This window comes from Mucilaginibacter gracilis (assembly GCF_003633615.1).
Taxonomy (GTDB): domain Bacteria; phylum Bacteroidota; class Bacteroidia; order Sphingobacteriales; family Sphingobacteriaceae; genus Mucilaginibacter; species Mucilaginibacter gracilis.
The window spans coordinates 3,509,166-3,535,790 of the sequence record NZ_RBKU01000001.1; the positions used below are offsets into that span (position 1 = coordinate 3,509,166).

Below are 26,625 nucleotides of genomic sequence, written 5' to 3' on the forward strand. Positions count from 1 at the left end.
TTCTGATCAAAAGCAATCATCCATCTAAATAATTTAGAGTAGTATATAATTTCTATAATTATATACATAATTATACTACATTTTTAAATGTGATACAATATTGTATTATATTTGTAGAGAAAATTGAGATGTTTTGATTTTTGCACGTCCCTAATGTAGATGGTTTCAAATGTTAATGTTGAAATGCCCGAAGCTTGTAAGCCTTCTGTATCTGTTATAGGTACTGGCTTTTGGTTTAAGTGTTACGGCATATATGGCCAAAACTGGGCACTATCCATCATTTCCGGCAAAATTTCGGCTCAACTGCTTATCCAATACTTTAATCATAGATGAAAGAAAAATTTGACACGTTATCTGCCAAATGCAGCAGGGAAACAACCCGGCTTTATAGTACCAGTTTTTCGCTCGGGATATTGTTTTTTAATAAGGAAGTTCGTTATCCTATTCATGCAATTTATGGCTTCGTTAGGCTGGCCGATGAAATAGTTGATAGTTTTCATGATTATCCCAAAGCGTTAATGCTTGCCGAATTGCGTAACGATTGCTTTACAGCTATTGAAAGGGGTATTAGCCTAAATCCGGTTATCAATTCGTTTCAGCAGGTGGTTAATCAATATGGTATTAATCATCAACTTGTTAAGCAGTTTTTAAACAGCATGGAAATGGATTTGGGTGAGCAGGAGTATACACCCGAAAAATATGAGGAATACATTATGGGCTCTGCCCAGGTTGTTGGGCTTATGTGTTTGCATGTATTTACCAACGGCAATAACGAAGAATTTGAGCGGTTAAAAAAACCGGCAATGAAATTGGGTTCGGCATTTCAAAAAGTGAATTTCCTTAGGGATGTGAATGCGGATTACCAGGAATTAAACCGCACTTATTTTCCAAATGTTAACCTGTCGGCATTTTCCGATGAAAATAAACGGGTTATTGAAGAGGACATACTTTCGGAGCTAAACGACGCCTTGATCGGAATTAGAGAACTGCCGCGGTCGTGCCGCAAAGGGGTTTACTTGGCATACGTTTATTACAAACAGCTTTACCGGAAAATATCAAAAGTGCCTGCCGAAAAGGTAATGTCCGAAAGGATAAGGGTTTCAAATGGTCACAAATTTTATTTGATGTTTGATTCATTGGTAAGGTACAAATTAAATGTGCTATAACTAAATATCCATTTTATAGTTATCAAACAGCAATAATTAAAAAACTATATATTGAAAGAAAGTGTAATGTTGGTAAATGCCAACAATGAAGTTGTGGGAACAATGGATAAAATGGCTGCTCATAAAAAGGGAGCGCTACATAGGGCGTTCTCTATTTTTATATTTAACAGCAAGGGCGAGCTATTGCTGCAACAAAGGGCCTTCGGCAAATATCATTCGGGCGGATTGTGGACCAATACCTGTTGTAGCCATCCCGGATTGGGCGAAATAACTATTAATGCCGCCCATCGCCGCCTTAAAGAGGAAATGGGAATGGCTTGCCACCTGGAAGAGCTATTTCAATTCAGTTATCGCCATGAATTTGACAATGGGCTAATTGAACACGAATACGACCATGTTTTTATGGGCGTAAGCGACGAAATGCCGCAACCTAATGCGGCGGAGGTAGCCGGTTTTAAATATTTGGATATAAACACTGTGCTGTTGAGTGTAGCTAACCAGCCACACGAGTATACCGCATGGTTTAAAATATGTTTTGATGAAGTGATACAACGCTACCATCAAATTAATTTATAAACCTGGTTTGCTGATATTATTAAAACGTACGCAATTTATTAACCACCTTAACTATAACATAATTTAATGCTAAATAACAATACCCTAGATAATTTGACTATTGAGCAGGAACACTACAGTTCTTCTTTTGATACCCCTTTGCGGGCCGATGCCTTTGCAATGGACGACGACACCAAGATAGAATTGATTGCCAAACATTTTAAAAGTATTATGCAGGTACTTGGTCTGGATTTGGACGACGATAGTTTAAAAGATACACCAACCAGAGTTGCTAAAATGTATGTGAAAGAAATATTTAGCGGGCTTAACCCCGCTAATAAGCCTGTACCAACATTGTTTAAAAACCCTTTTCAATACAAGCAGATGCTGGTGGAAAGAAATATAGCTGTATTTAGTAACTGTGAGCATCATTTTGTACCTATTGTTGGCAAGGCTCATATAGCCTACATCAGTAACGGGGAAGTGATAGGCCTTTCAAAACTGAACAGAATTGTGCAATACTGTTCGCAAAGGCCGCAGGTACAGGAGCGGCTCACCATGCAGATTGCCAATATGCTGAAAGAAGCATTGGGTACCGATGATGTAGCTGTAATTATAGATGCCCATCACCATTGTGTATCAAGCCGGGGTATAAGAGATGCCAATAGCAGCACCCTTACAGCCGAGTACTGCGGGCAATTTTTAATTGCCGAAACAAAAAATGAATTTCTTAAATACATAGGATGATGAATTTTGAAGGGAAAAATATCCTGGTGGTGGGTGGTAGCTCGGGCATAGGCTTATCACTGGTTAAATTGCTTCACGAGCAAAAGGCCAATGTTTATGTAATTTCAAGGTCGGTTTCTGACCATTGGCCGGCGGATGTTCATTATCTGGAGGCTAACGTTACCGGCAATATTGATGCTGTTGAAATGTTTTTACCCCAACAGTTACATGGCTTGGTTTACTCGGTTGGCAGTATAACGCTTAAACCGTTTAACAGGCTAACAACCGACGATTTTTTGAATGATTTTCAATTGAATGTTTTGGGCGCAGCCCGAATAATTCAAAAGGCACTTAAATCCATAAAAAATGCCGCCGGGTCATCAATTGTTTTAATCAGTTCTGTTGCTGCCAAAACGGGGATGCCTTATCATGCTAGCATTGCCGCAGCAAAAGGCGCCGTTGAGGGTCTTGCCATTTCGTTAGCTGCCGAACTTTCTTCTCAGCAAATACGCGTAAATGTGGTAGCACCATCGTTAACCGATACACCACTGGCTCAAAGCCTGCTCAGTTCGCCGGAGAAAAGGGAGGCGTCGGCTAAACGGCATCCCTTAGCAAAGGTAGGGCAGCCCGAAGATATTAGCAGGTTAATAACCTTTTTATTATCCGAGGAAAGTAACTGGATAACAGGCCAGGTAATAGGAGTAGACGGTGGCCTGGGTAAATTAAAAACGAGTTAATATGATAAGTATTAAAAGCGAGCAGATTTATGAGTTAGAAAAACATTACCGAATAAGTTTAATTAATAGCTTAATAGGCTATAAATCGTTAAACCTGTTGGGTACAAGCAGTAACGATGGTATTACCAATTTATGCCTTATCAGTTCGGCTTTCCACCTTGGTGCAAACCCGCCACTTTTAGGCATTGTAATGCGCCCGCAACGCGAGCATAACGATACACTCAACAATATAAGGTTAACCGGCCAGTTTACTTTAAATAATGTGCTGCCTGCCTGGTATATGCAGGCGCACCAAACCAGTGCCAGCTACCCGGCAGGCGTATCGGAGTTTGATGCCTGTGGTTTTAAAAAGCAATACGTTCAGGGCTTTAAAGCCCCTTTTGTAGCGCAGTCTACTATTCGTATAGGTCTGGATGTGCGTGAGCTTATTGACATGGATATTAACGGAACAACCATTGTTATAGGCGAGATAGTACAAATATTAACAGATGACGCCATGATAGCCGAAGATGGTACGATTGACCATACCAAGGCAGAAACCATGACCGTGGCCGGGCTTGACGCTTATTTTTTACCCCAGCCTGTTGGCCGCCTGGCGTATGCCAAACCGGGTATTGAACCCCGGCAATTAACAAAGGAGTGCTAATACAATAAAAACAGTGCTATGGAAAACAACGCAGATGTGATTATTATTGGTGCGGGCTTAGCCGGATTAACCGCTGCAAGGGTATTAAAAGAAGCAGGCAAATCGGTTTTGATAATAGAAGCCTCCGATGCGGTTGGAGGTAGAGTGCGGACAGACGAAGTAAACGGTTTTTTGCTTGACCGTGGATTCCAGGTTTTGCTGACTGCGTATCCGGAAACGAAACGTTTTTTAGACTATGAGGCACTTCAACTTTGCAGCTTTGACCCCGGTGCTTTACTTTTGAGTGAAGGCGGCGTGTCAAAAATTGGCGATCCGTTGAGGCAACCTACCGCATTAATCAGCACTTTGTTTTCTTCCGCAGGTACTTTTGCCGATAAAATGCGGATGCTTAGGTTGAAAATCAAGCTATCCCGAAAAAGCATTGAAGAGATATTTTCGGAAAAGGAGATCGCAACAATAGACTATCTTAAAAAAGAGGGTTTTAGCGAAACCATATTGAGTAATTTTTTTAAACCCTTTATGGCGGGTATTTTCCTGGAATATCAACTCAGTACATCGAGCCGCATGTTTGAGTTTGTATTTAAAATGTTTAGCGAAGGAGATGCAGCCATCCCTGCTAAAGGGATGGGTATGATTCCTTTTCAGTTAGCATCAGGCTTATCGGCTAACGAAATTATTTTTAACCATAAAGTGGAGCAAATTTTGGGTAATACGGTAACAACTGTTTCTGGCACAACTTATCAGGCAAATTACATTTTGATAGCTACTAATCAAATCAGTTTGCCGGCGCCCTATCAACAGGTGGTAACAAAATACCGGTCGGTTACCAATATGTACTTCACGGCATCCCAAAAACCGTACACCTCGCCGTTAATTGCGCTAAATACCTTAAATGGAAAATTGGTTAATAATATTGCAGTGATGAATCAAATTTCGCCCGGTTATTCTACTAATGGGGACGCCTTAATATCGTTATCATTAATAGGCAACCACGCCGAAGCGAACGAAACAGAACTACAGGAGCGCGTTAGAGCCGAACTGAAACGCTGGTATCCCGAAGCTGATAAATGGAAGCATTTGAAAACGTATCATATCAATTATGCCTTGCCTGATGACGACGAGGTGAGCAACGAGCCAAAAAATAAAACCATTAGGTTAATTGCGCAATGTTTTATTTGCGGCGACCATTTGATGAATGGCTCAATTAACGCTGCCATGAGGAGTGGAAGATTGGCAGCAGAATCTATTATAAAAACCATAAAGTTAAAAGATGACTGGCAGCGATTTTTTTAGCAATAGCTTATTAAATAGTAAAAGGCTGCTTGGCGACCCACCTGCGGATGAATTTATACGCCACGTTTTTGCAGATGCGGAGAAAAAACAACAGTTACAACAGTGGTTGAAAGGTGAGTGCGGGCGCGAGCATTTAAGTTTTTTAACCACTACTTTTCCGGAGGTTGCTTTTATAAATAACGCGGCAAACTTACCCTCGTGGGCGCAACCAGATTTAATGAAGGCCGGCTCAGTTTTTTTTGCCAGGCATTCGCAAATTATTATGAGTTTGCTTGGTTTGTTATCATTGCCGTATTGCTATACCGCCGCCAACGGTGCAATGGTTTTGTACTTATCCGGCTTGATACAAAAGCAAACAACAAAACGCCTTTATGATACCGCCGTTTTTGTTTGGGAGGTAATGGCCCCTGATGCCTTTGGTATTGAAGGTAACGGGTTTGAAGAAGTTTTAAGGGTACGTATTATGCACGCGGCAGTGCGTTATTATACCCTCCAGAGCCAAAAGTGGGATCACTCATGGGGTTTCCCTATCAACCAGGAAGATATGGCTGGTACCAACCTTTCTTTCTCACTTATTGTGGTGCGGGGGCTCCGTATGATTGGTTTTAGCGTGAGCCATCAAGATCAGATGGCCTTTATGCATACCTGGGCGGTAGTGGGTTATTTAACTGGTTTAAATGAAGACCTTATTCCGCAAAATGCAAAAATGGCCCAACAGCTTGATTTGGCAATTAAGCAGCGACAGTTTAGGTTTTCGACGCACGGGCAGGAGCTTACCCGGTCTTTAACAGATCATATACTTGCCGTTAACCAAAGTAAAGCCACCGCAAACGACATATTGGGCCTAATGCGTTATTTGCTTGGCGATGAAATTGCCAATTTATTGGCCATAAAAGCACCGCAATTACCAGCTTACAAACTGCTACTCATTAAAATAATTAATGTGATGAAAAGCTTTAAACAAGAGGGCGATAGCATTAAGAGTTATAAGATAGCTTATACTACTTTTAAAAAAGAGAATCGGGAACTGAGTAAAAGAACTTAAATTTGACAAATTTGCCGCTACCCTTACCAAATATGAAAACATATAAACTCATTCATCAGTTAATAAACCTTGTGGAGCAGCTGGAAGCAGAAAGCCAGGCGGAGGAACTTTCTATTCAGGATTTCGCAGGTTTTCTGCTGAGTAAAGTTGGCGATTCAACTGGGAGTTTTGTTAACAATGAAGTGCGATTTGGCGATAACGATACCGATGCTTTGGCAATTGCGTATAAACTGGATAATAACATTGGCCGGTTATTTGTTTTTATGAGCCGGTACGCAAAATCATACATAAAAAAGGCTCTGGAAGGAACGCCCTTGCAAACCGGCGAGGATTTTACTGCACTTGCTATTTTGCTTACTCATGATAATTTATCAAAAAGCGAACTGATTAGCTATAATTTACAGGAAAAGACGTCTGGTACAGAAGTTATAAGAAGATTAATTTCGGCAGGATTGGTGAAACAATGGGACGATTTAAAGGATAAACGAAGTAAACATATAGCCATTACAACTGAAGGTAAAGAATTATTGTACCGCGTATTTGTTGATATGGACAATGTTGGCAAAATGATTACCGGAAAATTAACGATTGCCGAAAAATTTACCTTGCAGTACCTTTTGCAAAAGCTTGAAAACTTTCATCTGGAACACTACGAAAAGAAGACCATTTTAACCAAAGCAGATCTGAAAAATTTTGTAAACGATAGCGAAGCCTTAAATGAGCAAGTTTCTGTTTAAAAAATACAATCAGAGCTTAATGGCTGTTGAGTGGTGTGCGTTAAATATATGGGCAACGAGCCTTAATATTGGTGCCTTATTGTGCGTTTAACGGCATTAACGCCGGTGCGGTAGTAGCGTTTTACCTTAATCCGGAGCAGGTCGTAAACCAGAGCGAACAGTAATATGGCAATGGGAACAAAAAAAGAAGGAAACTGAAAACGATGGAACAGGTAGGCACCCGCTACCGCCCCCGCCAAAAAAAAGAAAATGATATACATTCTCAGTTTAATCTTTGATTTTAAATTTGGCCTGTCGGCTTTATCCGAACGAAGTATCTGAGCCAGATCAATGCCCAGGTCGGTAAATGTGCCGGTGAGATGCGTAGTTCTCACAACTGATCCCGAAACCATCGATACCAACGCATTTTGAAGGCCCATTGCAAAAAGTAAGCTCCCGGCAAAAAACTCTTTTGATGCAAGCGTGCCATTATAATGATGGCCATATAAGGCCGATACCAGTAATATAAGCACTTCGGCAATTACCGGTATAAAATAAGAGAAACGCTCATTTTTACCTGTAAAAGAAAGTACAATGCTGGTAAAAAATGCACCGGCTAAAAAAAGAAACATCCAAAGCGCAATAACTGCGGCGGTTTTCCAATCCTCAAAAGCTATCCGTTCGGCAAGCAAAGCGGCGTGGCCGGTAACATTTGTGGTTAGTACAGCAAAACCCAAAAATCCTTCTGCATTAACAAAACCCGCGGTTAATCCCAGTAGCGTAGCTAACTTCAAATTATGCTCCGCGGTTCGTTTTGCTCCTAAGTGCCTTAACATTTTAATTTAAAAAAATAAAATTGAAATAAGCTACCTGTTTTATATGCGCTGCTACGCTACAAATATAAGGGGATATTTAGGATATGATTACCTTGTTAAATTAATTAAATCAAATTTGCCGTTTAGCGTTTGCTTGCCAAAGGCTTAAATACTATAAATATTGAATTAAAGTTTTGCGTATACAAGGCGGCAAAACTTTGACAAGGTTATGTTTTGCTTAAATTATACACGCCCCTAATCGTAATATGTAAATAATTTGCTTTTTGAGTGGGGTTTACTCAAAAAAGTGGGCTATCTCGGCGTCAATGCTGTTTTAATATCCCATTTCATTTTAAATTCATTTTAAATTAATACATTTAGCCGTTAAACCATTGCCAGAAACTATAGTTGGATGTTAGTTTAAGCCCACCTTGATTTAAAACGCTATATGAATAAACTTTTATGGGCAGTTTTTGCTGTCGTTGTATTAGCCGCCGGAAGCGCCCGAGGACAATCGGGTAATTCAAACATTGGTACCGAGTTTTGGACGTGCTGGATGGATCATATCACCGGGCCCCCAACTTCGCAAATGAATTTGTACATAGCTTGCGATGTGGCAACTACGGTTACAGTGGCATCTGCCGATGGCAGTTTTAGTACAACGGTATCAGTTGTTCCTAATGTGATAAAAAAATTCCCCGTACCCAATAGCGCCTTTTTGGGTAACACAAATGGTTTGCAAAACAAAGGTTTGCACATTACCAGTAAAAACCCCATAGCTGTTTATGCCCACATTTACGCAAGTGCTGTTTCGGGTGCAACGCTGTTGCTGCCGGTAAATACTTTATCTAACGATTATTATTCACTTAACTATACTCAGCTTTCAAATGCATCGCCTTCGTATTCTTTGTTTACCGTTATCGGTACCGAGGACAATACCACAGTAAATATTACACCTACCGCCGCATTAATTGGCGGCCAGGCGGCCAACCAAACATTTACCATAACCCTTGCCAAAGGGCAGGTATACCAGGGAATATCCAATACCGATTTAACGGGAACCCGCATTACATCAGTAATTAACGGCGCTTCGGGCTGTAAAAAGATAGCGGTGTTTTCGGGCAGTAACAAAATTTACATCGGTAAACCTAACATGACGTCGGACAATCTTTTTCAGCAAGTATATCCAACAACATCATGGGGAAAAAATTACATCACCGTTCCGCTTAAAGATCGTAATTATGATATTATACGTATCGTATTGAGCGACCCAACGGCGCAAGTTACCTTAAACGGAACTTTGCTTACAGCAGCGCAATTTACCAAAGGCTTTTATTATGATTTTAATAGCCAGGCTACCAACTATATATCATCTGATAAACCGATACAGGTAATACAATACGCCGTAACACAGGGCAATGGTATTACAGGTGTGGGCACCATAGCAAGCGATGTGGGCGACCCGGAAATGATTTTCCTTAATCCGCTTGAGCAAACCATAGACCATGTTATTTTGTACTCGGCAACCGAGTACCTCATCACAAAAAGTTATATTAATGTGGTACTGCCTACGGCTGCCACATCATCGTTTTTGTTTGACGGAGCAACATCATCAACCGGGTTTACGGCTGTACCGGGTAATACGGCTTATTCGTACAAGCAACTGGCGGTAACGTCGGGAGCTACACATACTTTGTCTGCCAGTCAGGGTTTTAATGCTATAGCCTACGGTTTTGGCAATGCCGAGTCATACGGCTATGCTGCCGGTACAAATGTTAAAAACTTAAACGAGTATGTGCAGTATAACAACCCGGTAACTAACCAGGTGGCAACATCCGGCTGTACGGGTACAGCACTTAATCCCCAAGTTGTATTGCCGTATCCAACTACAAGTATAACCTGGGACCTTGGCAATGGTACAACACCAGTTGTGCAAACTAACCCTCAACCTAAAAGTACTTTTTATAAAAATGGTGTGTTGCTTTATGTGTATGATTATGGCTCGTCGGTAACTTATACCGCAGGGGGGTATTCTATCAAGGTAACGGTGTTTAACCCGGTTATTACACTTTGCGGTTCTAACGAAGAGGTTGACCTTAATTTTAACGTTGCCGATCCGCCGCAGGCCAAGTTTAGCTCGCGCGATACCCTTTGCGTAACTGATACCATCGGGTTTAAAGATCAGAGTTCGGGTAATGGCAGCGCTATACAATCATGGAAATGGACCTTTGGCAACGGCGATACCTCTATTGTGCAAAACCCGGTTTACAAATACCTAACTCCCGGCGATTATACTGTTGGCTTAACGGTTACCATACCAACCGGTTGCCAGTCGTTATATACAAAAACAGTTCACGTGAGGGCGGCATCCGTTGCGGCCTTTAATAGCTCAACTCCCGATTGCGAAACGCAGGGCGTTACCTTTACCGATAAATCAAACCCTGGAGAGGGTAAAATAGTTAAATGGATATGGAACTATGGCGACGGCAGCGCAACCGATAACCGAACGGATAACCTGCCATTTGTACATACCTACGCTACCGCCGGAACTTACTCGGTTAAACTGCAAATACTAACCGATAAAAGCTGTTTTAGCACTACTATCACTAAAACCATTGTAGTACATCCACATCCGGTAGTTTCGTTCACATTGCCCGATGTTTGTTTGGCTAATGCAACGGTGCAGTTTACCGATAAATCAATTATTGCGGATAGTACCATGTCGCAATTTAAATACCTGTGGGATTTTGGCGATGCCACTGCTGCTACAGTTGCAAACCCTAACACGGCTACTACAAAAAGCCCTACACACCAGTTTACAAAAGCAGGAACCTACCATGTTAGTTTAACGGTAATATCTAAAGACACCTGTTCGGTAACTTTAAGTAAAGACTTTACCATTAGCGGGCAAGCTAATTTTACCGCACCTGCAAGCGCATGCCCGGCAGATACAGTTTTGTTTACTGATAAAACCGACGGCTCAAACACGGTTGTAAGTTCGTGGCACTGGAGTTTTGGAGATGGCGCCGAATCGGTACTGCAAAATCCAAAACACCCATTTGCAACACCCGGCGATTATACGGTGGTATTAACTGTAACGGGCCATAACGGTTGTTCTACAACAAGCTACAGTCAAAATATTCACATCAATCAAAAACCGCAAGCGGACTTTAGTTATGTACTACCGGCTTGCGAGACCAAAAGCGTATCCTTTACGGATATATCTGTACCTAAGGAGGGTTTCATTACCGATTGGAAATGGAATTTCGGTGATGGTACTACAGCAAACATTCAAAATCCTACACATATTTTTAACCCATCAAACACTTACACCGTAACGCTTACCGTTACTACTAATTTGGGTTGCATCAGCACCCCGGCAATCAAACAAATAACGGTCTATCCGCAACCTAAGGCTAGTTTTATTTTACCCGACGTATGTTTCCAGGATGGGGCAGCTACATTTAAGGCTGTACCGGATAGCAGGGTGATAAGCTACGTATGGACGTTTGGCGACTTAACATCCAGCACAACTACAACAGCTACCGGCGCAACGGTAACGCATGCAGTAAGTTCCTCGGGTACTTATTATGCTAAACTGACGGTTACAACTGCAAATGGTTGCTTGTCCGACACTACACAACAATATCACGTAAACGGGTCAACTCCTGTGGCAGATTTTGCACTATCTGCCGGTGGTAAAGATTTGTGTAGCAGCAACGAAGTGATATTTGTTAATAAAGCTACCATCCCCGGTTTAAACGATTTGGTTACTAAAATTGAAATGTATTATGATTACCCTAATAATAACACGCCGCAAGTATATTCGCGGCCTGTATACGGGCAATTATTGCGCCATACTTATCCGTTAGAAATTACTTCCCCACATACTTATACAGTACGTATGGTGGCTTACTCTGGCGCAACATGTATTGGCCAGGCTAAGGATGTAAGTGTTACAGTACTGCCTGTACCACAGGCAACTTTTACCGGCATGCCTTCTGCGGTTTGCCAAAATGCATCTGTGGTTAATTTGTTAGCCTATACAACCCTGAGCGGTAACGGTACGGCTAAATTTTATATGGATGGCACTTTTTTGCCTACCAGTAAAATTGACCCTTCAACCGCAGGTTTGGGGCAACACCGTATATCGTTGATATACACTTCAAATACATCAAGCTGCGCGGATACTATTCCGGATCAAATTATTACCGTAGCGCCAATACCTACCGTATCTGCCGGGCAAGATCAGGATGTTTTAGCTGGCGAATCGGTTACCTTAAACGGTACCGCATCAGGAAGTAACATAAGCGTTTTATGGACCCCTTCAACAGGTTTAAGCAACCCAACTATTTTAAACCCTGTAGCTACGCCGCAGGCCGATACCCGCTATAAACTTACGGTTACGTTAACATCGGGTGGTATATCGTGCCCCGTGTCCGATTCGGTTATGGTGCGTTTACTGCGCCTCCCTATTATACCAAATACATTTACGCCCAACGGTGACGGCTTTAACGATACCTGGGAAATTAAATATTTAGACAGGTATGATAAGTGTACCGTTAAAGTATTTAACCGTTCAGGCGCACTGGTTTACTCAAGCAACGGGTACGCGGTACCGTGGGATGGCACTTACAAAAATACCCCGCTACCCGTTGGAACTTATTTTTATATCATTAGCCCGGGCCATAACTTGGCAATTATGTCGGGGTCGGTTAATCTGATTAAATAGATGAAAAGATTTTTAGCAATTATTTTTTTAATAGCCGGGTTAAAGGCGGGTGCACAGCAATTGCCTCAATATACACAATACACCTTTAACGAGTTGTTAATAAACCCGGCAGTTACCGGCATTGAAAGTTATTGGGATGTTAAGGCAGGTTACCGCAACCAATGGAGTGGTTTACAAGGCTCGCCTAAAACTGCTTATTTGACTTTTAGTATACCGTTAGACAGAGACTTTACACTTACCGACTATTCGCAAATGATAAGCAATAGTTATAACCCCATGGGCAGAAGCGCGGCTAATGATTATTCGGCATCGGCAAGCCACAGCGGGTTGGGTATGAGTATCGTTTCCGATAAGATAGGGCAAATTAACCAAACCCATCTGGATGCTCTTTACGCTTATCACATCCGCATGAGCGATGGTTTTAACCTTGGCGTGGGCGCATCGTTAGGTATTAATAATTTAAGTTTAAATACCAGCCAGCTAACTTTTTCAAACCCGTTAGATCCTATTGTTACCCAGGGAACCAACAGCCAGATAAAACCCGAAGCCGGAGTGGGCTTATGGGGATACGGAGCAGGCTTTTTTGTTGGCGCATCGGTACAGCAATTACTGCCAACAGCGGTTAGCTTTGCCAGTGATGCAGGCGATGTGAGTGGTAAAACCTATGCACAGTATTTTTTAACCGCAGGTTTAAGGGTATATCTTTCGGAAGATGTAACCGCTTTGCCATCGGTAGTTGTGAGGCCTGCATCGCAAATGCCATTGAGTTACGATGCCAATATGAAGATAGCTTTTCGCGATGTTTTTTGGGTAGGAGGTGCCTATCGCCAAAATGATGCGGTAGCAGGCAGCTTTGGCTTTAACCTCAATGGCTTTTTAACATTAGGCTACTCTTACGATTATACAACCTCGCAGCTAAAAAGCGTAAGTGGTGGTACCCACGAAATAATGATTGGTATTTTGCTGAACAATAATTATAACGTAACCAGCCCAAGGCACACCTGGTAAAGTATAATGCCTAATTCTTTTAAGTTAAGGATTAGAACAAATATCGAACACCGAATTTTGAATATCCAATGCCGAAGTTTACTTCTTAATTCAGTGTTCTATATTCGGTGTTCATGATTAATCCCATAACCGTATCTCTGGCTACATCACCAAGGTTAACTTCGCCAAATATTGATCATAGCCGTCTTCGTAAAGTATTTCAACCAGCCAATGCTCACTGGTGGCTACCTCTTTAAGCATTTCCTGGTCCACATATAACCACCGGAACCATTCTGTTTTTTGCTTTTTGTATTCGTATTGGTACTATAGTTCGCCATAGTAATTATCGGTATCGGGCAATCCGTCTTCATACAAATAAGCAATGTCCGATGAATCAAAAATTACCTGTCCGCCCGGGTTTAGCAGGGTTTTAATATGGTTTAAAAAAAGTTTTAGGTTAGCTAATGTTCCGGTTAAGCCAATACCATTCATCAGTAAAAGCAAGGTATCGTACCTGCCTTCACTATAGTTAAAAATATCGGCTTCAATGGCTTTATCAACGCCGCGGGCCTTCATTACCCCAACTGCCATGCCCGATATTTCTAACGCTGTAACATCAAAACCATTTTGCTGCAAAACAAGCGCATGGCTGCCTGCCCCGGCGCCAATATCAAGTACTTTGCCCCGGCATTGCTTTAATGCAAGCAGTTCAAGTTCGGGCATATCTTCCTGCTCTCTAAAAAAGGTTTCAACAGGCATCTCTTCTTTTGGGCCATATTGGTTATGTATCCAAAGCGGGGCAGGTTTATCCTGGTAATAGTGGTTATGTAAGGCTTGCCCTAAAATATCCTTCATCAAAACAGATTACAAAACATTTATTAAGGCAATATTACTCAACAACCAGCACACCATCTGCCATAATATGGATGTCTTTTTTAGGCTCAACAATGCTGGCTATTTCGTCTTTGGTTTTTCCGGCGTCGGCAGCATAATGCCTTAGCTCGGTTACCGATGTTTCGTTTAATTTGGCAACACCTTCAACCACAACTTTTTTACCTACAATGTTTTGAGGCATAAAAAATGCATAATCGGTAAACTGAACCATAATAGGGCTGCTGCCATCAAGCTGTTTAATTTTCATAAAGCAGCCTTTCTTTTTACAAACCTCAACCACTTCGCCGCTTATCTTACCTTTATAAACCGAATCTTTACTCAGTTCGGTTTTAAGGGCGGCAACACCAACAGCTTTATCGGCCGTAACGGTTTTGCCATATGTAACGCCCGCCCTGGCAGGTGTAATTTTGCTTTGCGCAAAGGTTACGGAGCTTGCTAATGCAAAAGCAATAAATAATATAGTTAATTTCATTTTGGTATAATTACGGTTACGCAAATTTATAGTATTTTTATTAATCGGCACATATAAAAACAAACCGCGAAAGGGCGTAACGCAGCCATAGTAAAGTATATGATTTAGAATGAATTAATGCAGATTTAAAATGTGTTTGAAAGAAATTACCTTAATAGCCCCACATTGATGTTTAACCGATGAACAATAATGCCATATTTGTACAAAATAGCCCAGTAAAATGAACCGCATTTGCCTTGTTGAAGATGAGCATAAGGTAGCAGCCTTTATTAAAAACGGACTCGAAGAAAACGAGTACCTTGTTAATGTTGCTACAGACGGCGCCCGTGGCATTGAACTTATTGACAGTAACAACTACGACCTGCTGATTTTGGATATTATGTTACCCCTTGTAACCGGTATTGATGTTTGTAAGCACGTGAGGCAAACTAACCCGCATATACCCATCCTTTTTCTGTCGGCAATTGGCGCTGTTGAAGACAAGGTGCTTGGCCTTAAAGCCGGTGCCGACGATTACCTTGTAAAGCCTTTCCATTTTACCGAATTGCTTGCGCGGATAGAAGCCTTGTTGCGCCGCCAAACTATTGACAGGCCCGAGGCCGAAATACTTAAGTTTGCCGATTTGGAATTAGATACAGCCAGTAAAGCAGCGCGCCGCAATGGTAAATCAATCACCCTAACGGCCAAAGAATATGCCCTGCTGGAGCTGTTTTTGCGTAACCAGGGTAAAATATTGAGCCGCCAGTTTATTGCCGAGCGGGTGTGGGGTATTGGCTTTGATACAGGTACCAACTTTATTGATGTATATATTAGCTTTTTACGCAACAAGATAGAAAAGGGCTTTGACGGCAAACTGCTACACACCGCTATAGGCATGGGCTACATTTTAAAACAATAGATGAAGATAAAAGATCGTCTTTCTTTATACTTCACACTCCTCAGCATTATTATACTGGTTGTAGGTATAGGCTCGGTTTACTTCACCATTCTTAACATTTTACGGGCTGAGTTTTTTATCCGGCTTAAAGACCGCGCTACAGTTGCCGCCCAGCTTTATTTAAAGGCCGACGAGGTTTCGCAAGATTCGTTGGCGCTTATCCGTAACCATTATTTCGAGAAGATCCCAACTGAGGTGATCCGTATTTACGATTCAAAGAATAACGCCCAGTTTATACTGCAAAACGACTCTGTTGGCCGCAATACCTTTGTAAAAAAAATAGTTGAAAAGGTGCGCCGTAACGGTTACCTGCAATATATAGATGGCGAAAAGCAGGTTGTTGGCATCTTTTTTAAGGATAACCAGGGCAATTTTGTTGTATTGGCATCGGCCCGCGATACCGCCACCGAGGCGCACATGCAAAACCTGCTCGAAACCATGATAGTGATATTTTTTGTCATCATTGTTTTGTGCTTTTTAATGGGCCGTTGGGTGGCAAACAGCCTGCTTTCGCCAATAAACCAGGTCATAAGTCGTATGCAAATCATCAGGGCCAACAACCTTAATATGCGTGTTGACGAAGGTAGCGGTAACGACGAGATTAGCCTGCTTGCCCGTAATTTTAATAACCTGCTTGAGCATTTAGAAAACGCCTTTGAGCTGCAAAAAACGTTTGTAGCCAATGCATCGCACGAGTTGCGTACACCTATAACCAGTATTATTGGCGAGGCCGAAATAGCACTTGCCAAAGAGCGCGAACCCGCCGAATATCAAAGAGTACTGCGCTCGGTTTTGTTTGACTCGGAACGATTGGGACATACCATAACCGGGTTGCTGGAGCTGGCCGAAATTGACATGGATTTTTCGCGCGCAACGCTTACACCGGTACGCATTGACGAGGTATTGTGGGAACTTTGGACCTATTGGAACGAAAGGCTAAAAGTAAACGCCCTTTACATTGAAATGGACAAGGTAATTGCCGACGAAAATGCACTTATCATTAACTGCAATAAATCGTTAATGTACATTGCACTTAACAATATCATCTCCAACGCTTTCAAGTTTTCGGGCAACCAGCCCGTTAAATGTATTTTAAGCAGTGCCGATAATCAAATTAAAATCGACATTGAAGATACCGGGTCGGGTATTAAGCTTGAGGATATGCCTAACCTTTTTAAACCCTTTTATCGTTCAAAAAGTGTGGCGCAAATTCCGGGGCATGGGCTGGGTTTATTTATCGCCAATAGCATTATTTCGCTGTATAATGGCACGCTGTCTGTTAAAGCAAACCAAAGCAGCGGCACCACATTTTCTATCCGCTTTACGGTGTATCACGAGTAGTGAATTATAAGCGCAACTCTGCGTTGGCAATAAAAGCTAATTCATCGGGGTTGTGGCTAACTATTAAACAAGTGCAGCTTAATTCATCAATAAGTACTTTCAATTCGTTAATAATTACACCGCGCATATCCTGGTCAAGTGCCGAAAACGGTTCATCCATCAGCAATATCCTGGGCTTTATGGCCAGTGCCCGCAAAATAGCCAGTCGCTGCTGTTGCCCGCCCGATAAATACTGCGGTTTGTGCTGTTGCAATGTTTCCAGCCGGCCAAAGTGTAACAAGCGGTTTATCCATACCTTATCATCAGTGGCATATTGCAGGTGCTTTACAACCGTCATGTTAGGGAAAAGCGCATAATCCTGAAAAATAAACCCTACCTTGCGTTGCTGTGGCAATAGGTTCACTTTTGCCTCGCTATCCAGCCATACATCGTTACCAACCCTTATTTTGCCCTTTTGGGGAACAACCAGCCCCGCAATTATTTTAAGCAGCGTAGTTTTACCACAGCCCGATGGCCCGTAAATTTTAGTAACGCTGTTTAACGCAATTTGAGCCTTTACCTTTAAAATTGTATGGCCCTGGTAGCTGCGCATTTTCTGCTCTATATCAATAGCTATCATTCCAGCGGGCTTTTTGAGTTATACTTATTGAATATAAAAACAGCCATCACGATAATAAACGTTAAGGCAAACAACACCAGCGAATAGTTATTGGCACTGGCATAATCCATGTTTTCAACAGCATCGTAAATGGCTATGGATGCTACGCGGGTAGTGTGGGGGATGTTTCCGCCAATCATCAGCACCACACCAAACTCGCCCAAGGTATGAGCAAAGGTGAGTACAATTGCTGTTAACAGCGATGTACGGATGTTTGGCAGTAATACCTTAATAAAGGTTTCCATGCGGCTTTTGCCGAGTGTGTATGATGCCTGCGAAAGCGACAAAGGCAATTGTTGCAATGCCGATTTGATGGGCCCTATCATAAAAGGCATACTATAAATAACCGATGCCAGCACCAAACCCTCGAATGAGAAAACGAGCCTGACATTCAAATGAGTGGCCAGCCATTTACCCAAACCATGCTGCGGACTAAAAGCGATAAGCAAATAAAACCCCAATACCGACGGTGGCAAAACCAAGGGCATGGTAATTAATGCTTCTATAATAATTTTACCAACAGAACGCCCACGCGACAGCCAATAGGCAAGCGGCAAACCAACAACAGCAAGCAGCAAGGTTGTTATACCTGCCAGCTTTAAGGTTAACCAAATTGGCGACCAATCCATCAGTAACAGGCTATTTTATTGTTCTTCATTTAATCCGTATGGTAACCATATTTTTTAAATATAGCTTTCGCGGATGAAGATAGCAGGTATTTATAAAATTTTTGAGCCTCGGCGGCATAATTATCTGCACCGTGTTTTAAAACAACCACGCCTTGCTCTATCGGGGCATATAGTTTCGGGGCAACCACGGCATAATAAAGCTTTTTGCTTTGCCCCGAATCGTAAATAAACGATTGGCTGGTGAAACCCAGCGATACAACATCGTTAAATATATAGGTATTAACTTGGCTAATGCTTTCGCCGGTAACTATTTTTGGGCTCAGTTTATCTAACAATTGTAGCTTTACCAGGGCCTCCTTGGCGGCCTTGCCATAGGGGGCGGTAGTGGTATTGGCTATTGCCACCTTAGCAACGCTCTGTTTTAAAACCAGTTGTTGCCAATGTTTAACATCAATGTTTTCGGTGCTGCAAACTATCAATATACCCCGCGCGTAAACCACAGGCTTTTCAGTTGTAAAACCATATTTATACAAAGCATCGGGGAAACTCATATCTGCCGAAAGGAAAACATCAAACGGCGCACCGTTTTTAATCTGCGCAACCAAATTGCCCGATGCACCAACAATTGGCTCAACCGCAATACCTGTTTTGCTTTTAAAATCGGCATCCAGCACCTTAATAACCGATTGCAAATTTGCCGCCACAGCAACTTTTAAACTCTGCGAAAACGCACTGATATGCAATGCGATACATAACGTAAATGCAAATATTTTTTTATGGTTCATGGGTACATATGGGTATTAATTTAATGTTATTCGCCATCTGTTATTGCAAAGTGCAACGCCACCGCCCACCCGGTTAAACAGCTACATTAAACACAACCAATGGCCCATTCATATAGCAGATGGGTTTTTATTCCCTCCTCGGGGAGGGGGTGTGTTAGGTTGTGATTGGCAGGGAGGGGTTTATTCGCCCTGCTTTTGCATAAACCCCTCCCTGCACCCTCCAGTTCGGAGGGAATCGCACAGGCCAACGTTTAAAACCTACCTTCTGCATAACATGGTTAATACAGCAGGGGGGGAAATAAGGTGATTTTTTTTCAATACTTTTCACAATTGTCGTTTCAAAAACCTTTCACACAAAAATAAGCAAAATACGCTATTTATCGCTTCAAAATCTCCAGTGCTTCGCCGCAAGTTATCTCCTTATTATAAAGCTCGGCGTTAGGTTGCTGCAATTTGCCGCCATTGTGCAGGGTACCCGTGTTAATTCCGCCAAAGCCAATTTCCTCAATCAATCTCGATACCTTGGCCTTTGCCGCTTCGTCATCGCCGGCATAAAAAATGGCGCGCCGTTCCTGCAAGGGTAATTCTTTATGCGGGCCGTTGGCCAGGTGTGTAAAATGAATGGTGTTAAAAGCCTTTACTATTTGGGCACCTGGCAACCGCTTTGCAGTTTCCTCACTCGATGTACTTTCGCCCAAATCAACAACTTCACCGTTTGTTTGATAAGGGTTCATGGCATCTATAACAATCTTGTCTTTCAGGTTTTTGGGGTCGGGCAGGGCCTCGGGCTTTATCCACGGCACAGCTAATAATACCATATCTCCAAACGCAGCAGCATCGTTAACGTCTAATGCTACAGCATTGTCTCCCAGTTTTTTAACAATATTTTTTAATGATTCGGGCCCTCTCGAATTACTTATGGCCACCTGGTGCCCGGCTTTAATAAATAGCTGTGCCACAGTTACGCCTATTTTTCCTGCACCAATAATCCCTATTTTCATTTTCTGTTGGTATAAATAATAGTAAACTAAAACATTTTTGGGCTTGGCTTTATCCTCAATAGCATGTGCGCCGGCTCAACACTAATACAATTGCAGGCTAGTTATGTTTTTAAAAAGAGTGTGCTTAAACATAATTTTAACAGGCTTGCCTGTTTTTACGAATTATTGATATAAATTCTATTGATTATGTAGGCTTTATATTATGCTAACATACTATTATTATGTAATCTTAATTTCGCTTTTATTAAATAAATTGGTTTTTTATTGTTTATTTGGTAAATTTTCAATCTAAAACCCATCATTTTTTATATTTTTTTAAAAATTATTTAATCCTTTTATAATTTATTCTGTTTGTTTAACTTCGTTATTACACCTTTTTATAGAAGGCTTTAACAAGCTATGGAACAAACCGATTCTCACCAGCAGGGCTTATACCGCCCCGAATTTGAACACGACTCATGCGGTACAGGGTTTATTACTAACATTAACGGGCATAAATCTAACCAGATAATTATTGATGCGCTTACCATTTTAGAAAACATGGAGCACCGCGGCGCTTGCGGTTGCGACCCGCTTACAGGCGACGGCGCAGGTATTTTAATACAACTGCCCCACGAGTTTTTTATGGAAGAGTGTACCAGCCTCGAAATTAGCCTGCCCGAACCGGGCGAGTATGGTGTTGGGATGATCTTTTTCCCTAAAGATTCGGTAATTAAAAAGGCTTGCCGCACCATAATTAAAAACGCCATCGAAAAACTGGGCTTAATTAACCTGGGCTACCGTAAGGTACCTGTTGATAATTCGGGCATTGGCGAAACTGCACGCGCTGCCGAGCCGGATATTGAGCAATTGTTTATAGCCCGCCCACACCATATTACCAATGCCGACGATTTTGAGCGCAAACTTTACGTATTGCGCCGCTTTATTACCAAAACAGTTAAAGAAACATTACAGGAAGCCGATTTGTTCTATTTCACATCGCTATCCTGCAAAACCATTATATTTAAGGGCCAGTTAACTACTTACCAGGTTCGCCAGTATTTTACCGATCTTTCCGATCCGCGTATGGCATCCGGTTTTGGTATGATTCACTCGCGTTTTTCTACCAACACCTTCCCCTCATGGCGTTTGGCGCAGCCATTCCGCATGATAGCGCACAATGGCGAAATCAATACTCTTACAGGTAACTTAAACTGGTTTTACTCCGGTTTAAAATCGTACATGTCGCCCTACTTTACGCAGGAAGAAATGGAAATGTTGTTACCGGTAATTGATAACAACCAGTCCGATTCTGCTTGTCTGGATAACATTATCGAGATCCTATTGCATTCAGGCCGTTCATTACCGCACGTAATGATGATGCTGGTTCCCGAAGCATGGGATGGCAACGAACAAATGGACCCGATAAAAAAGGCGTTCTATGAGTACCATGCCACATTAATGGAGCCCTGGGACGGCCCGGCTGCCATATCGTTTACCGATGGTAAGTTGATAGGCGCATTGTTAGATCGTAATGGCTTGCGCCCTCTGCGTTATGTTATCACTAAAGATAACCGCGTTATTGCGGCCTCCGAAGCTGGTGTTTTAGCCACCCTGAGCGAAGGCGATGTTGTAAGGAAAGGCCGTTTACAACCCGGTAAAATGTTCCTGATTGATACCGAACAGGGCAAAATTATTACCGACGATGAGATCAAGCGAAAAATAACCTCAAAACAGCCTTATGGCCGTTGGTTAGAAAATTATAAGATACGTTTAGAAGAATTGCCCGAGCCACGCTTGTCGTTCTCCAATTTATCTGCCGATTCTGTTTTCCGTTACCAGCAGGTATTCGGTTACTCGCGCGAAGACATCGAAACCATTGTTTTACCAATGGCGGTTGATGGTAAAGAGCCTATCGGCTCTATGGGTACCGATGTGCCATTGGCCATTTTGTCTGATAAGCCACAGCACCTGTCCAGCTACTTTAAACAATTTTTTGCCCAGGTTACCAACCCGCCGATAGACCCTATCCGCGAGCGTTTGGTAATGAGTTTGGCCACCTTTATAGGTAATAACGGCAATTTGTTGGATGAGGATAAAATGCATTGCCATTGCGTAACGCTTAAACAACCCATCCTAAACAATCACGAACTGGAAAAACTGCGTAGTATTGATACTGGTTTGTTCCACGCAAAAACACTGCAAACCTATTTCAAGGCCGATGGGCAACCAGGCTCGTTGGAAAAGGGTATAGCAAGGCTTTGCCGTTATGCCGAAGATGCAGTTGAAGATGGTTTTGAAGTATTGATTCTTCAGGATCGAGCTATCGATTCGGAACACGCACCTATACCTTCGTTAATGGCGGTGTCTGCCGTACATCATCACCTCATTAAAAAGGGCTGCCGCGGTTCGGTGGGTTTAGTTGTTGAAGCCGGTGATATTTGGGAAGTACACCATTTTGCGTGCTTACTGGCATTTGGCGCAAGCGCAATTAACCCATACCTGGCCCTGGCTACTATTGATACCCTAAAAACCGACGGTAAAATTGATGCCAGCCTTGATACCAAAACACTATCAAAAAACTACATCAAAGCTGTTAGCGATGGCTTGTTAAAAATATTCAGTAAAATGGGTATTTCAACCTTGCAATCATACCACGGTTCGCAACAGTTTGAGATATTGGGCTTAAACAAAAGCGTGGTTGATAAGTATTTTGTTGGCGCCGTTACCCGTATAGGTGGCTTAGGTACCGATGATATTGCCCGCGAAGCTTTATGCAAGCACAAAATTGGCTTCGGCGAAACCAAAGATAAAAAACACATATTGCCCGAAGGCGGTATTTACCAGTGGAAACGTAGGGGAGAGGCTCACTTGTTTAACCCAACAACCATCCACTTATTACAACACGCTACCCGCACTAACGATTACAGCGTTTATAAAAACTACGCCAAGGTAGTGAACGAGCAAAGCGAAAAGCACTTTACCATTCGTGGTTTGCTTGATTTTGCTCATCACCGCGAATCGATAAGTATAGATGAGGTAGAGCCTGCCGAAAGCATCATGAAGCGGTTTGCTACAGGTGCCATGTCGTTCGGGTCTATCTCGCACGAGGCGCATAGTACTTTGGCCATAGCCATGAACCGCATTGGCGCAAAAAGCAATACCGGCGAAGGCGGCGAAGACGAAATGCGCTATGAGCGTTTGCCTAACGGCGATTCGATGCGCTCGGCCATCAAGCAAATTGCTTCGGCACGCTTTGGGGTAACCTCAAACTACCTTACCAATGCCGACGAGTTGCAAATTAAAATGGCGCAAGGTGCAAAACCAGGCGAAGGCGGCCAGCTACCCGGCCATAAGGTTGACGATTGGATTGCCAAAACCCGCCATGCTACGCCGGGCGTAGGTTTAATATCGCCGCCGCCGCACCACGATATTTACTCTATCGAAGATTTGGCGCAACTGATATTCGATTTAAAAAATGCTAACCGCGCCGCACGTATCAACGTTAAGTTGGTTTCAAAAGCTGGTGTAGGTACCATAGCAGCCGGTGTTGCAAAGGCACATGCCGATGTTATATTAATTGCCGGGTACGATGGTGGTACAGGTGCATCGCCAATAAGCTCCATCAAACACGCGGGTTTACCTTGGGAGCTTGGCCTGGCCGAAGCTCACCAAACCCTGGTACGAAGCAAACTGCGCAGCCGTGTGGTATTACAGGCCGACGGACAAATGAAAACCGGTCGCGATTTAGCCATAGCCTGTTTAATGGGTGCCGAAGAGTGGGGCGTTGCAACAGCAGCCTTAGTTGTAGGCGGTTGTATTATGATGCGTAAATGTCACTTAAACACCTGCCCTGTAGGTGTTGCCACGCAAGACCCTGAATTGCGCAAACTTTTTACCGGGCAGCCAGATCATATTGTTAACCTGTTCCGCTTTTTAGCCGAAGAGATGCGCGAAATTATGGCCGAATTAGGCTTCCGCAACATTAACGAGATGGTTGGCCGCGTACAATTCCTTAAAGTTAAAGAGGGTATCAAGCATTGGAAAGCTAAAAAGATCGATCTTTCATCTATCCTTCACCCGGTATATAACGCTAAAGGCTTAACCCTTTACAACAGCGAAAAGCAAGACCATGGTATGGATGATATTTTAGACTGGAAATTGCTGGAAACTGCAAAAAACGCTCTGGAAGATCAAAGCCCGGTATTTGCATCGTTTGATGTAAAGAATACCGATCGTACCATCGGCACCATGCTATCAAACGAAATTTCGAAACGCTATGGTTCGGCGGGTTTGCCCGAGAATACCATTAACTTTAAATTCTCAGGTTCGGCAGGGCAAAGTTTCGGTGCTTTCTCAACCAAAGGTTTATCTTTTGAGTTAGAAGGCGAAGCAAACGATTATGTAGGCAAGGGCCTGTCGGGTGCGCAGTTGGCAATTTATCCATCCAAAGAGGCAACTTTTATTCCCGAAGAAAATATCATCATCGGTAACGTTGCCCTTTATGGCGCAACATCGGGCGAGTTATTTGTGCGGGGTATGGCTGGCGAGCGTTTCGCAGTACGTAACTCGGGCGCAACTGCCGTTGTTGAAGGCGTTGGCGATCATGGTTGCGAATACATGACGGGGGGCCGCGCCCTTATCCTTGGTGGTACGGGCCGTAACTTTGCGGCAGGCATGAGCGGTGGTATAGCATGGGTTTACGATCCGGAAAATACCTTTACCGAAAATTGCAATACCGAAATGGTTGATCTGGACCCGCTATCGGCAAAAGATAAAGAACAGGTTGTTACACTGCTGCGCAAGCACGTACAAATTACCGGCAGTACAGTTGCCAAAACTCTGCTAGAGAATTGGGAAGAATCATTGCTTCAATTTGTAAAAGTATTTCCTAAAGAGTACAAACGCGTTTTGCAACAGGCACAATATCAAACCATCAGTTAATATACAATGGGAAAACCAACTGGATTTAAAGAATTTGGAAGAGAACTTCCAACTAAAATAGCTCCGCAGGAGCGTGTTACCAACTACAAAGAGTTTGTAAACCTTTACCCCGAAGAAAAGCTGAACGAGCAATCGGCCCGCTGCATGAATTGTGGCGTACCATTTTGCCACTCAGGCTGCCCGCTTGGCAATATTATTCCCGAGTTTAACGATGCCGTGTATCGCAAAAACTGGGAAGAGGCTTATACCATTCTGTCGTCAACCAATAACTTCCCCGAGTTTACGGGCCGCATTTGCCCTGCACCTTGCGAATCGGCATGTGTGTTAGGCATTAACAAACCGCCCGTAGCTATCGAAGAAATTGAGAAACATATTATCGAGATAGCTTATTCTAAAGGCTTGGTTAAGCCAACCGCGCCGTTAGTTAAAACAGGCAAAAAGGTTGCTGTAGTAGGTTCGGGCCCGGCTGGTTTAGCTGCGGCTGCGCAACTGGCTAAAGCCGGCCACATTGTAACCGTTTTTGAGCGCGACGATAAACCCGGAGGCTTATTGCGCTACGGTATCCCCGATTTTAAACTGGAAAAATGGGTTGTTGAACGCCGCGTTAAATTGATGGAAGAAGATGGCATCACCTTTAGGTTAAATACCGAAGTGGGTAAAGATATTGCTCCTGATGAGTTAATGCGTAATAACGATGCAGTTATACTTTCGGGCGGCTCAACCATACCGCGTAACCTGCCTATTGAGGGCCGAGAGTTAAAAGGTATTTATTTTGCGATGGACTTTTTAAAACAGCAAAATAAACGCGTAAGTAGCACAGGCTTTGCAGCCGAAGATATTTTAGCCACCGGTAAAGATGTGGTTGTAATAGGCGGTGGCGATACCGGCAGCGATTGCGTAGGCACTTCAAACCGCCAGGGCGCAAAATCAGTACGTCAGTTTGAGGTAATGATACAGCCGCCTGCCGCACGTACACAACATATGCCCTGGCCAACCTATCCTATGGTGTTAAAAACTACCAGTTCGCACGAGGAAGGTGTTGAGCGCCATTGGGGGATAAACACCAAACAGTTTTTAGGCGACGAAAACGGTAACCTGCGTGCCCTTAAAGTTACCGATGTAAACTGGGAACTTGATGTAATGAACCGCCCGGTTAAATTTCACGAAATAGAAGGCTCCGAAAGGGAAATACCTTGTCAGGCCGTTTTTTTAGCCATGGGCTTTGTTAACCCGCAATATGTAGGTATGCTTGAGCAATTGGGCGTTGAGCTTGATGAGCGCAAAAACGTAAAGGCCCGCGAAGGTGTTTACCGCACCAATGTAAGCAAAGTGTTTACAGCAGGGGATATGCGCCGCGGCCAGTCGTTGGTAGTATGGGCAATATCCGAGGGCCGCGAGTGCGCCCGCAAGGTTGATGAGTTTTTAATGGGCCACACCACGCTGGAAAGCAAGGATGCCATTAACATGTTTGAACAAGCATTTTAAACAAGCTTCACTTAACAAATCAAACCCTATATTCAATCAATTAAGCCGGCTAATCACCGGCTTTTTTTGTGGGGTTTATTTT

21 protein-coding genes are annotated in these 26,625 nt (G+C 42.9%); 14 read left to right on the forward strand and 7 right to left on the reverse strand.

All coding sequences use genetic code 11. The features are described from left to right. Positions 1–329: 329 nt before the first annotated feature. From BDD43_RS15330 to BDD43_RS15365, 8 genes are all read left to right on the forward strand, one after another. Positions 330–1,166 carry a phytoene/squalene synthase family protein gene (locus BDD43_RS15330; protein WP_121198493.1) on the forward strand — a complete coding sequence of 279 codons (837 nt, stop codon included), beginning with the start codon at positions 330–332 and terminating at the stop codon, positions 1,164–1,166. 51 nt (positions 1,167–1,217) lie between these two features. After that, on the forward strand, positions 1,218–1,742 hold the full coding sequence (gene idi / locus BDD43_RS15335; RefSeq protein WP_147425650.1) for an isopentenyl-diphosphate Delta-isomerase: 525 nt from the start codon (positions 1,218–1,220) through the stop codon (positions 1,740–1,742). A 66-nt stretch (positions 1,743–1,808) separates the two neighbouring features. Next, the gene (gene folE, locus BDD43_RS15340; protein WP_121198495.1) at positions 1,809–2,468 is read left to right on the forward strand and encodes a GTP cyclohydrolase I FolE; all 660 of its coding nucleotides are present in this window, start codon (positions 1,809–1,811) and stop codon (positions 2,466–2,468) included. Continuing rightward, a complete protein-coding gene (locus BDD43_RS15345; RefSeq protein WP_246001598.1) occupies positions 2,465–3,184 on the forward strand; it encodes an SDR family NAD(P)-dependent oxidoreductase in 720 nt (239 codons plus the stop codon). Before folE ends, BDD43_RS15345 begins: the two co-directional genes overlap by 4 nt. Before the next feature lies 1 nt (position 3,185). Then, positions 3,186–3,830 (forward strand): flavin reductase family protein, encoded by a 645-nt coding sequence (locus tag BDD43_RS15350; protein ID WP_121198496.1) that lies wholly within the window; start codon positions 3,186–3,188, stop codon positions 3,828–3,830. Positions 3,831–3,848: 18 nt separating this feature from the next. Further along, positions 3,849–5,123 (forward strand): NAD(P)/FAD-dependent oxidoreductase, encoded by a 1,275-nt coding sequence (locus tag BDD43_RS15355; protein ID WP_121198497.1) that lies wholly within the window; start codon positions 3,849–3,851, stop codon positions 5,121–5,123. Then, complete coding sequence (locus BDD43_RS15360; RefSeq protein WP_121198498.1) at positions 5,101–6,168, forward strand: oxygenase MpaB family protein; 1,068 nt, start codon at positions 5,101–5,103, stop codon at positions 6,166–6,168. Before BDD43_RS15355 ends, BDD43_RS15360 begins: the two co-directional genes overlap by 23 nt. A 32-nt stretch (positions 6,169–6,200) precedes the next feature. Then, complete coding sequence (locus tag BDD43_RS15365) at positions 6,201–6,905, forward strand: MarR family winged helix-turn-helix transcriptional regulator (protein WP_121198499.1); 705 nt, start codon at positions 6,201–6,203, stop codon at positions 6,903–6,905. Between the two features lie 62 nt (positions 6,906–6,967). On the opposite strand, the gene BDD43_RS15370 is transcribed toward BDD43_RS15365, so the two are convergent. Then, entirely contained in the window at positions 6,968–7,720 is a 753-nt protein-coding gene (locus BDD43_RS15370; protein ID WP_121198500.1) for a YoaK family protein, read from the reverse strand. A 427-nt stretch (positions 7,721–8,147) separates the two neighbouring features. Here BDD43_RS15370 and BDD43_RS15375 point away from each other — a divergent pair, with 427 nt between their 5' ends. Further along, positions 8,148–12,431 carry a PKD domain-containing protein gene (locus BDD43_RS15375; RefSeq protein ID WP_121198501.1) on the forward strand — a complete coding sequence of 1,428 codons (4,284 nt, stop codon included), beginning with the start codon at positions 8,148–8,150 and terminating at the stop codon, positions 12,429–12,431. After that, positions 12,432–13,439 (forward strand): PorP/SprF family type IX secretion system membrane protein, encoded by a 1,008-nt coding sequence (locus BDD43_RS15380; RefSeq protein WP_121198502.1) that lies wholly within the window; start codon positions 12,432–12,434, stop codon positions 13,437–13,439. It abuts the gene before it with no gap. Between the two features lie 303 nt (positions 13,440–13,742). Here BDD43_RS15380 and BDD43_RS15385 read toward each other — a convergent pair whose 3' ends face one another. Continuing rightward, the gene (locus BDD43_RS15385; protein ID WP_317128797.1) at positions 13,743–14,273 is read right to left on the reverse strand and encodes a class I SAM-dependent methyltransferase; all 531 of its coding nucleotides are present in this window, start codon (positions 14,271–14,273) and stop codon (positions 13,743–13,745) included. 34 nt (positions 14,274–14,307) lie between these two features. Next, positions 14,308–14,784: a DUF4920 domain-containing protein gene (locus BDD43_RS15390; protein WP_121201995.1), complete on the reverse strand. Its 477-nt coding sequence runs from the start codon at positions 14,782–14,784 to the stop codon at positions 14,308–14,310. Positions 14,785–15,004: 220 nt separating this feature from the next. Between BDD43_RS15390 and BDD43_RS15395 the strand changes: the two genes are divergently transcribed. Both BDD43_RS15395 and BDD43_RS15400 read left to right on the forward strand, forming a co-directional pair. Further along, on the forward strand, positions 15,005–15,682 hold the full coding sequence (locus tag BDD43_RS15395; protein ID WP_121198503.1) for a response regulator transcription factor: 678 nt from the start codon (positions 15,005–15,007) through the stop codon (positions 15,680–15,682). Continuing rightward, positions 15,683–17,062: a sensor histidine kinase gene (locus tag BDD43_RS15400; RefSeq protein ID WP_121198504.1), complete on the forward strand. Its 1,380-nt coding sequence runs from the start codon at positions 15,683–15,685 to the stop codon at positions 17,060–17,062. A 4-nt stretch (positions 17,063–17,066) separates the two neighbouring features. On the opposite strand, the gene BDD43_RS15405 is transcribed toward BDD43_RS15400, so the two are convergent. The 4 genes from BDD43_RS15405 to BDD43_RS15420 form a co-directional block, all read right to left on the reverse strand. Further along, complete coding sequence (locus BDD43_RS15405) at positions 17,067–17,681, reverse strand: ATP-binding cassette domain-containing protein (protein WP_121198505.1); 615 nt, start codon at positions 17,679–17,681, stop codon at positions 17,067–17,069. After that, positions 17,678–18,349: a molybdate ABC transporter permease subunit gene (modB, locus tag BDD43_RS15410; RefSeq protein WP_121198506.1), complete on the reverse strand. Its 672-nt coding sequence runs from the start codon at positions 18,347–18,349 to the stop codon at positions 17,678–17,680. The genes BDD43_RS15405 and modB overlap by 4 nt, the downstream gene beginning before the upstream one ends. A gap of 29 nt (positions 18,350–18,378) precedes the next feature. Beyond that, positions 18,379–19,134: a molybdate ABC transporter substrate-binding protein gene (modA, locus tag BDD43_RS15415; RefSeq protein ID WP_121198507.1), complete on the reverse strand. Its 756-nt coding sequence runs from the start codon at positions 19,132–19,134 to the stop codon at positions 18,379–18,381. A gap of 377 nt (positions 19,135–19,511) precedes the next feature. Next, entirely contained in the window at positions 19,512–20,135 is a 624-nt protein-coding gene (locus BDD43_RS15420; protein WP_121198508.1) for an NADPH-dependent F420 reductase, read from the reverse strand. A gap of 399 nt (positions 20,136–20,534) precedes the next feature. Between BDD43_RS15420 and gltB the strand changes: the two genes are divergently transcribed. Together gltB and BDD43_RS15430 are read left to right on the forward strand one after the other, a co-directional pair. Then, positions 20,535–25,058, forward strand: coding sequence for a glutamate synthase large subunit (gltB, locus tag BDD43_RS15425; RefSeq protein WP_121198509.1), 4,524 nt, complete (start codon positions 20,535–20,537; stop codon positions 25,056–25,058). 6 nt (positions 25,059–25,064) lie between these two features. Then, positions 25,065–26,543 (forward strand): glutamate synthase subunit beta, encoded by a 1,479-nt coding sequence (locus BDD43_RS15430; protein ID WP_121198510.1) that lies wholly within the window; start codon positions 25,065–25,067, stop codon positions 26,541–26,543. Positions 26,544–26,625: the final 82 nt, after the last annotated feature.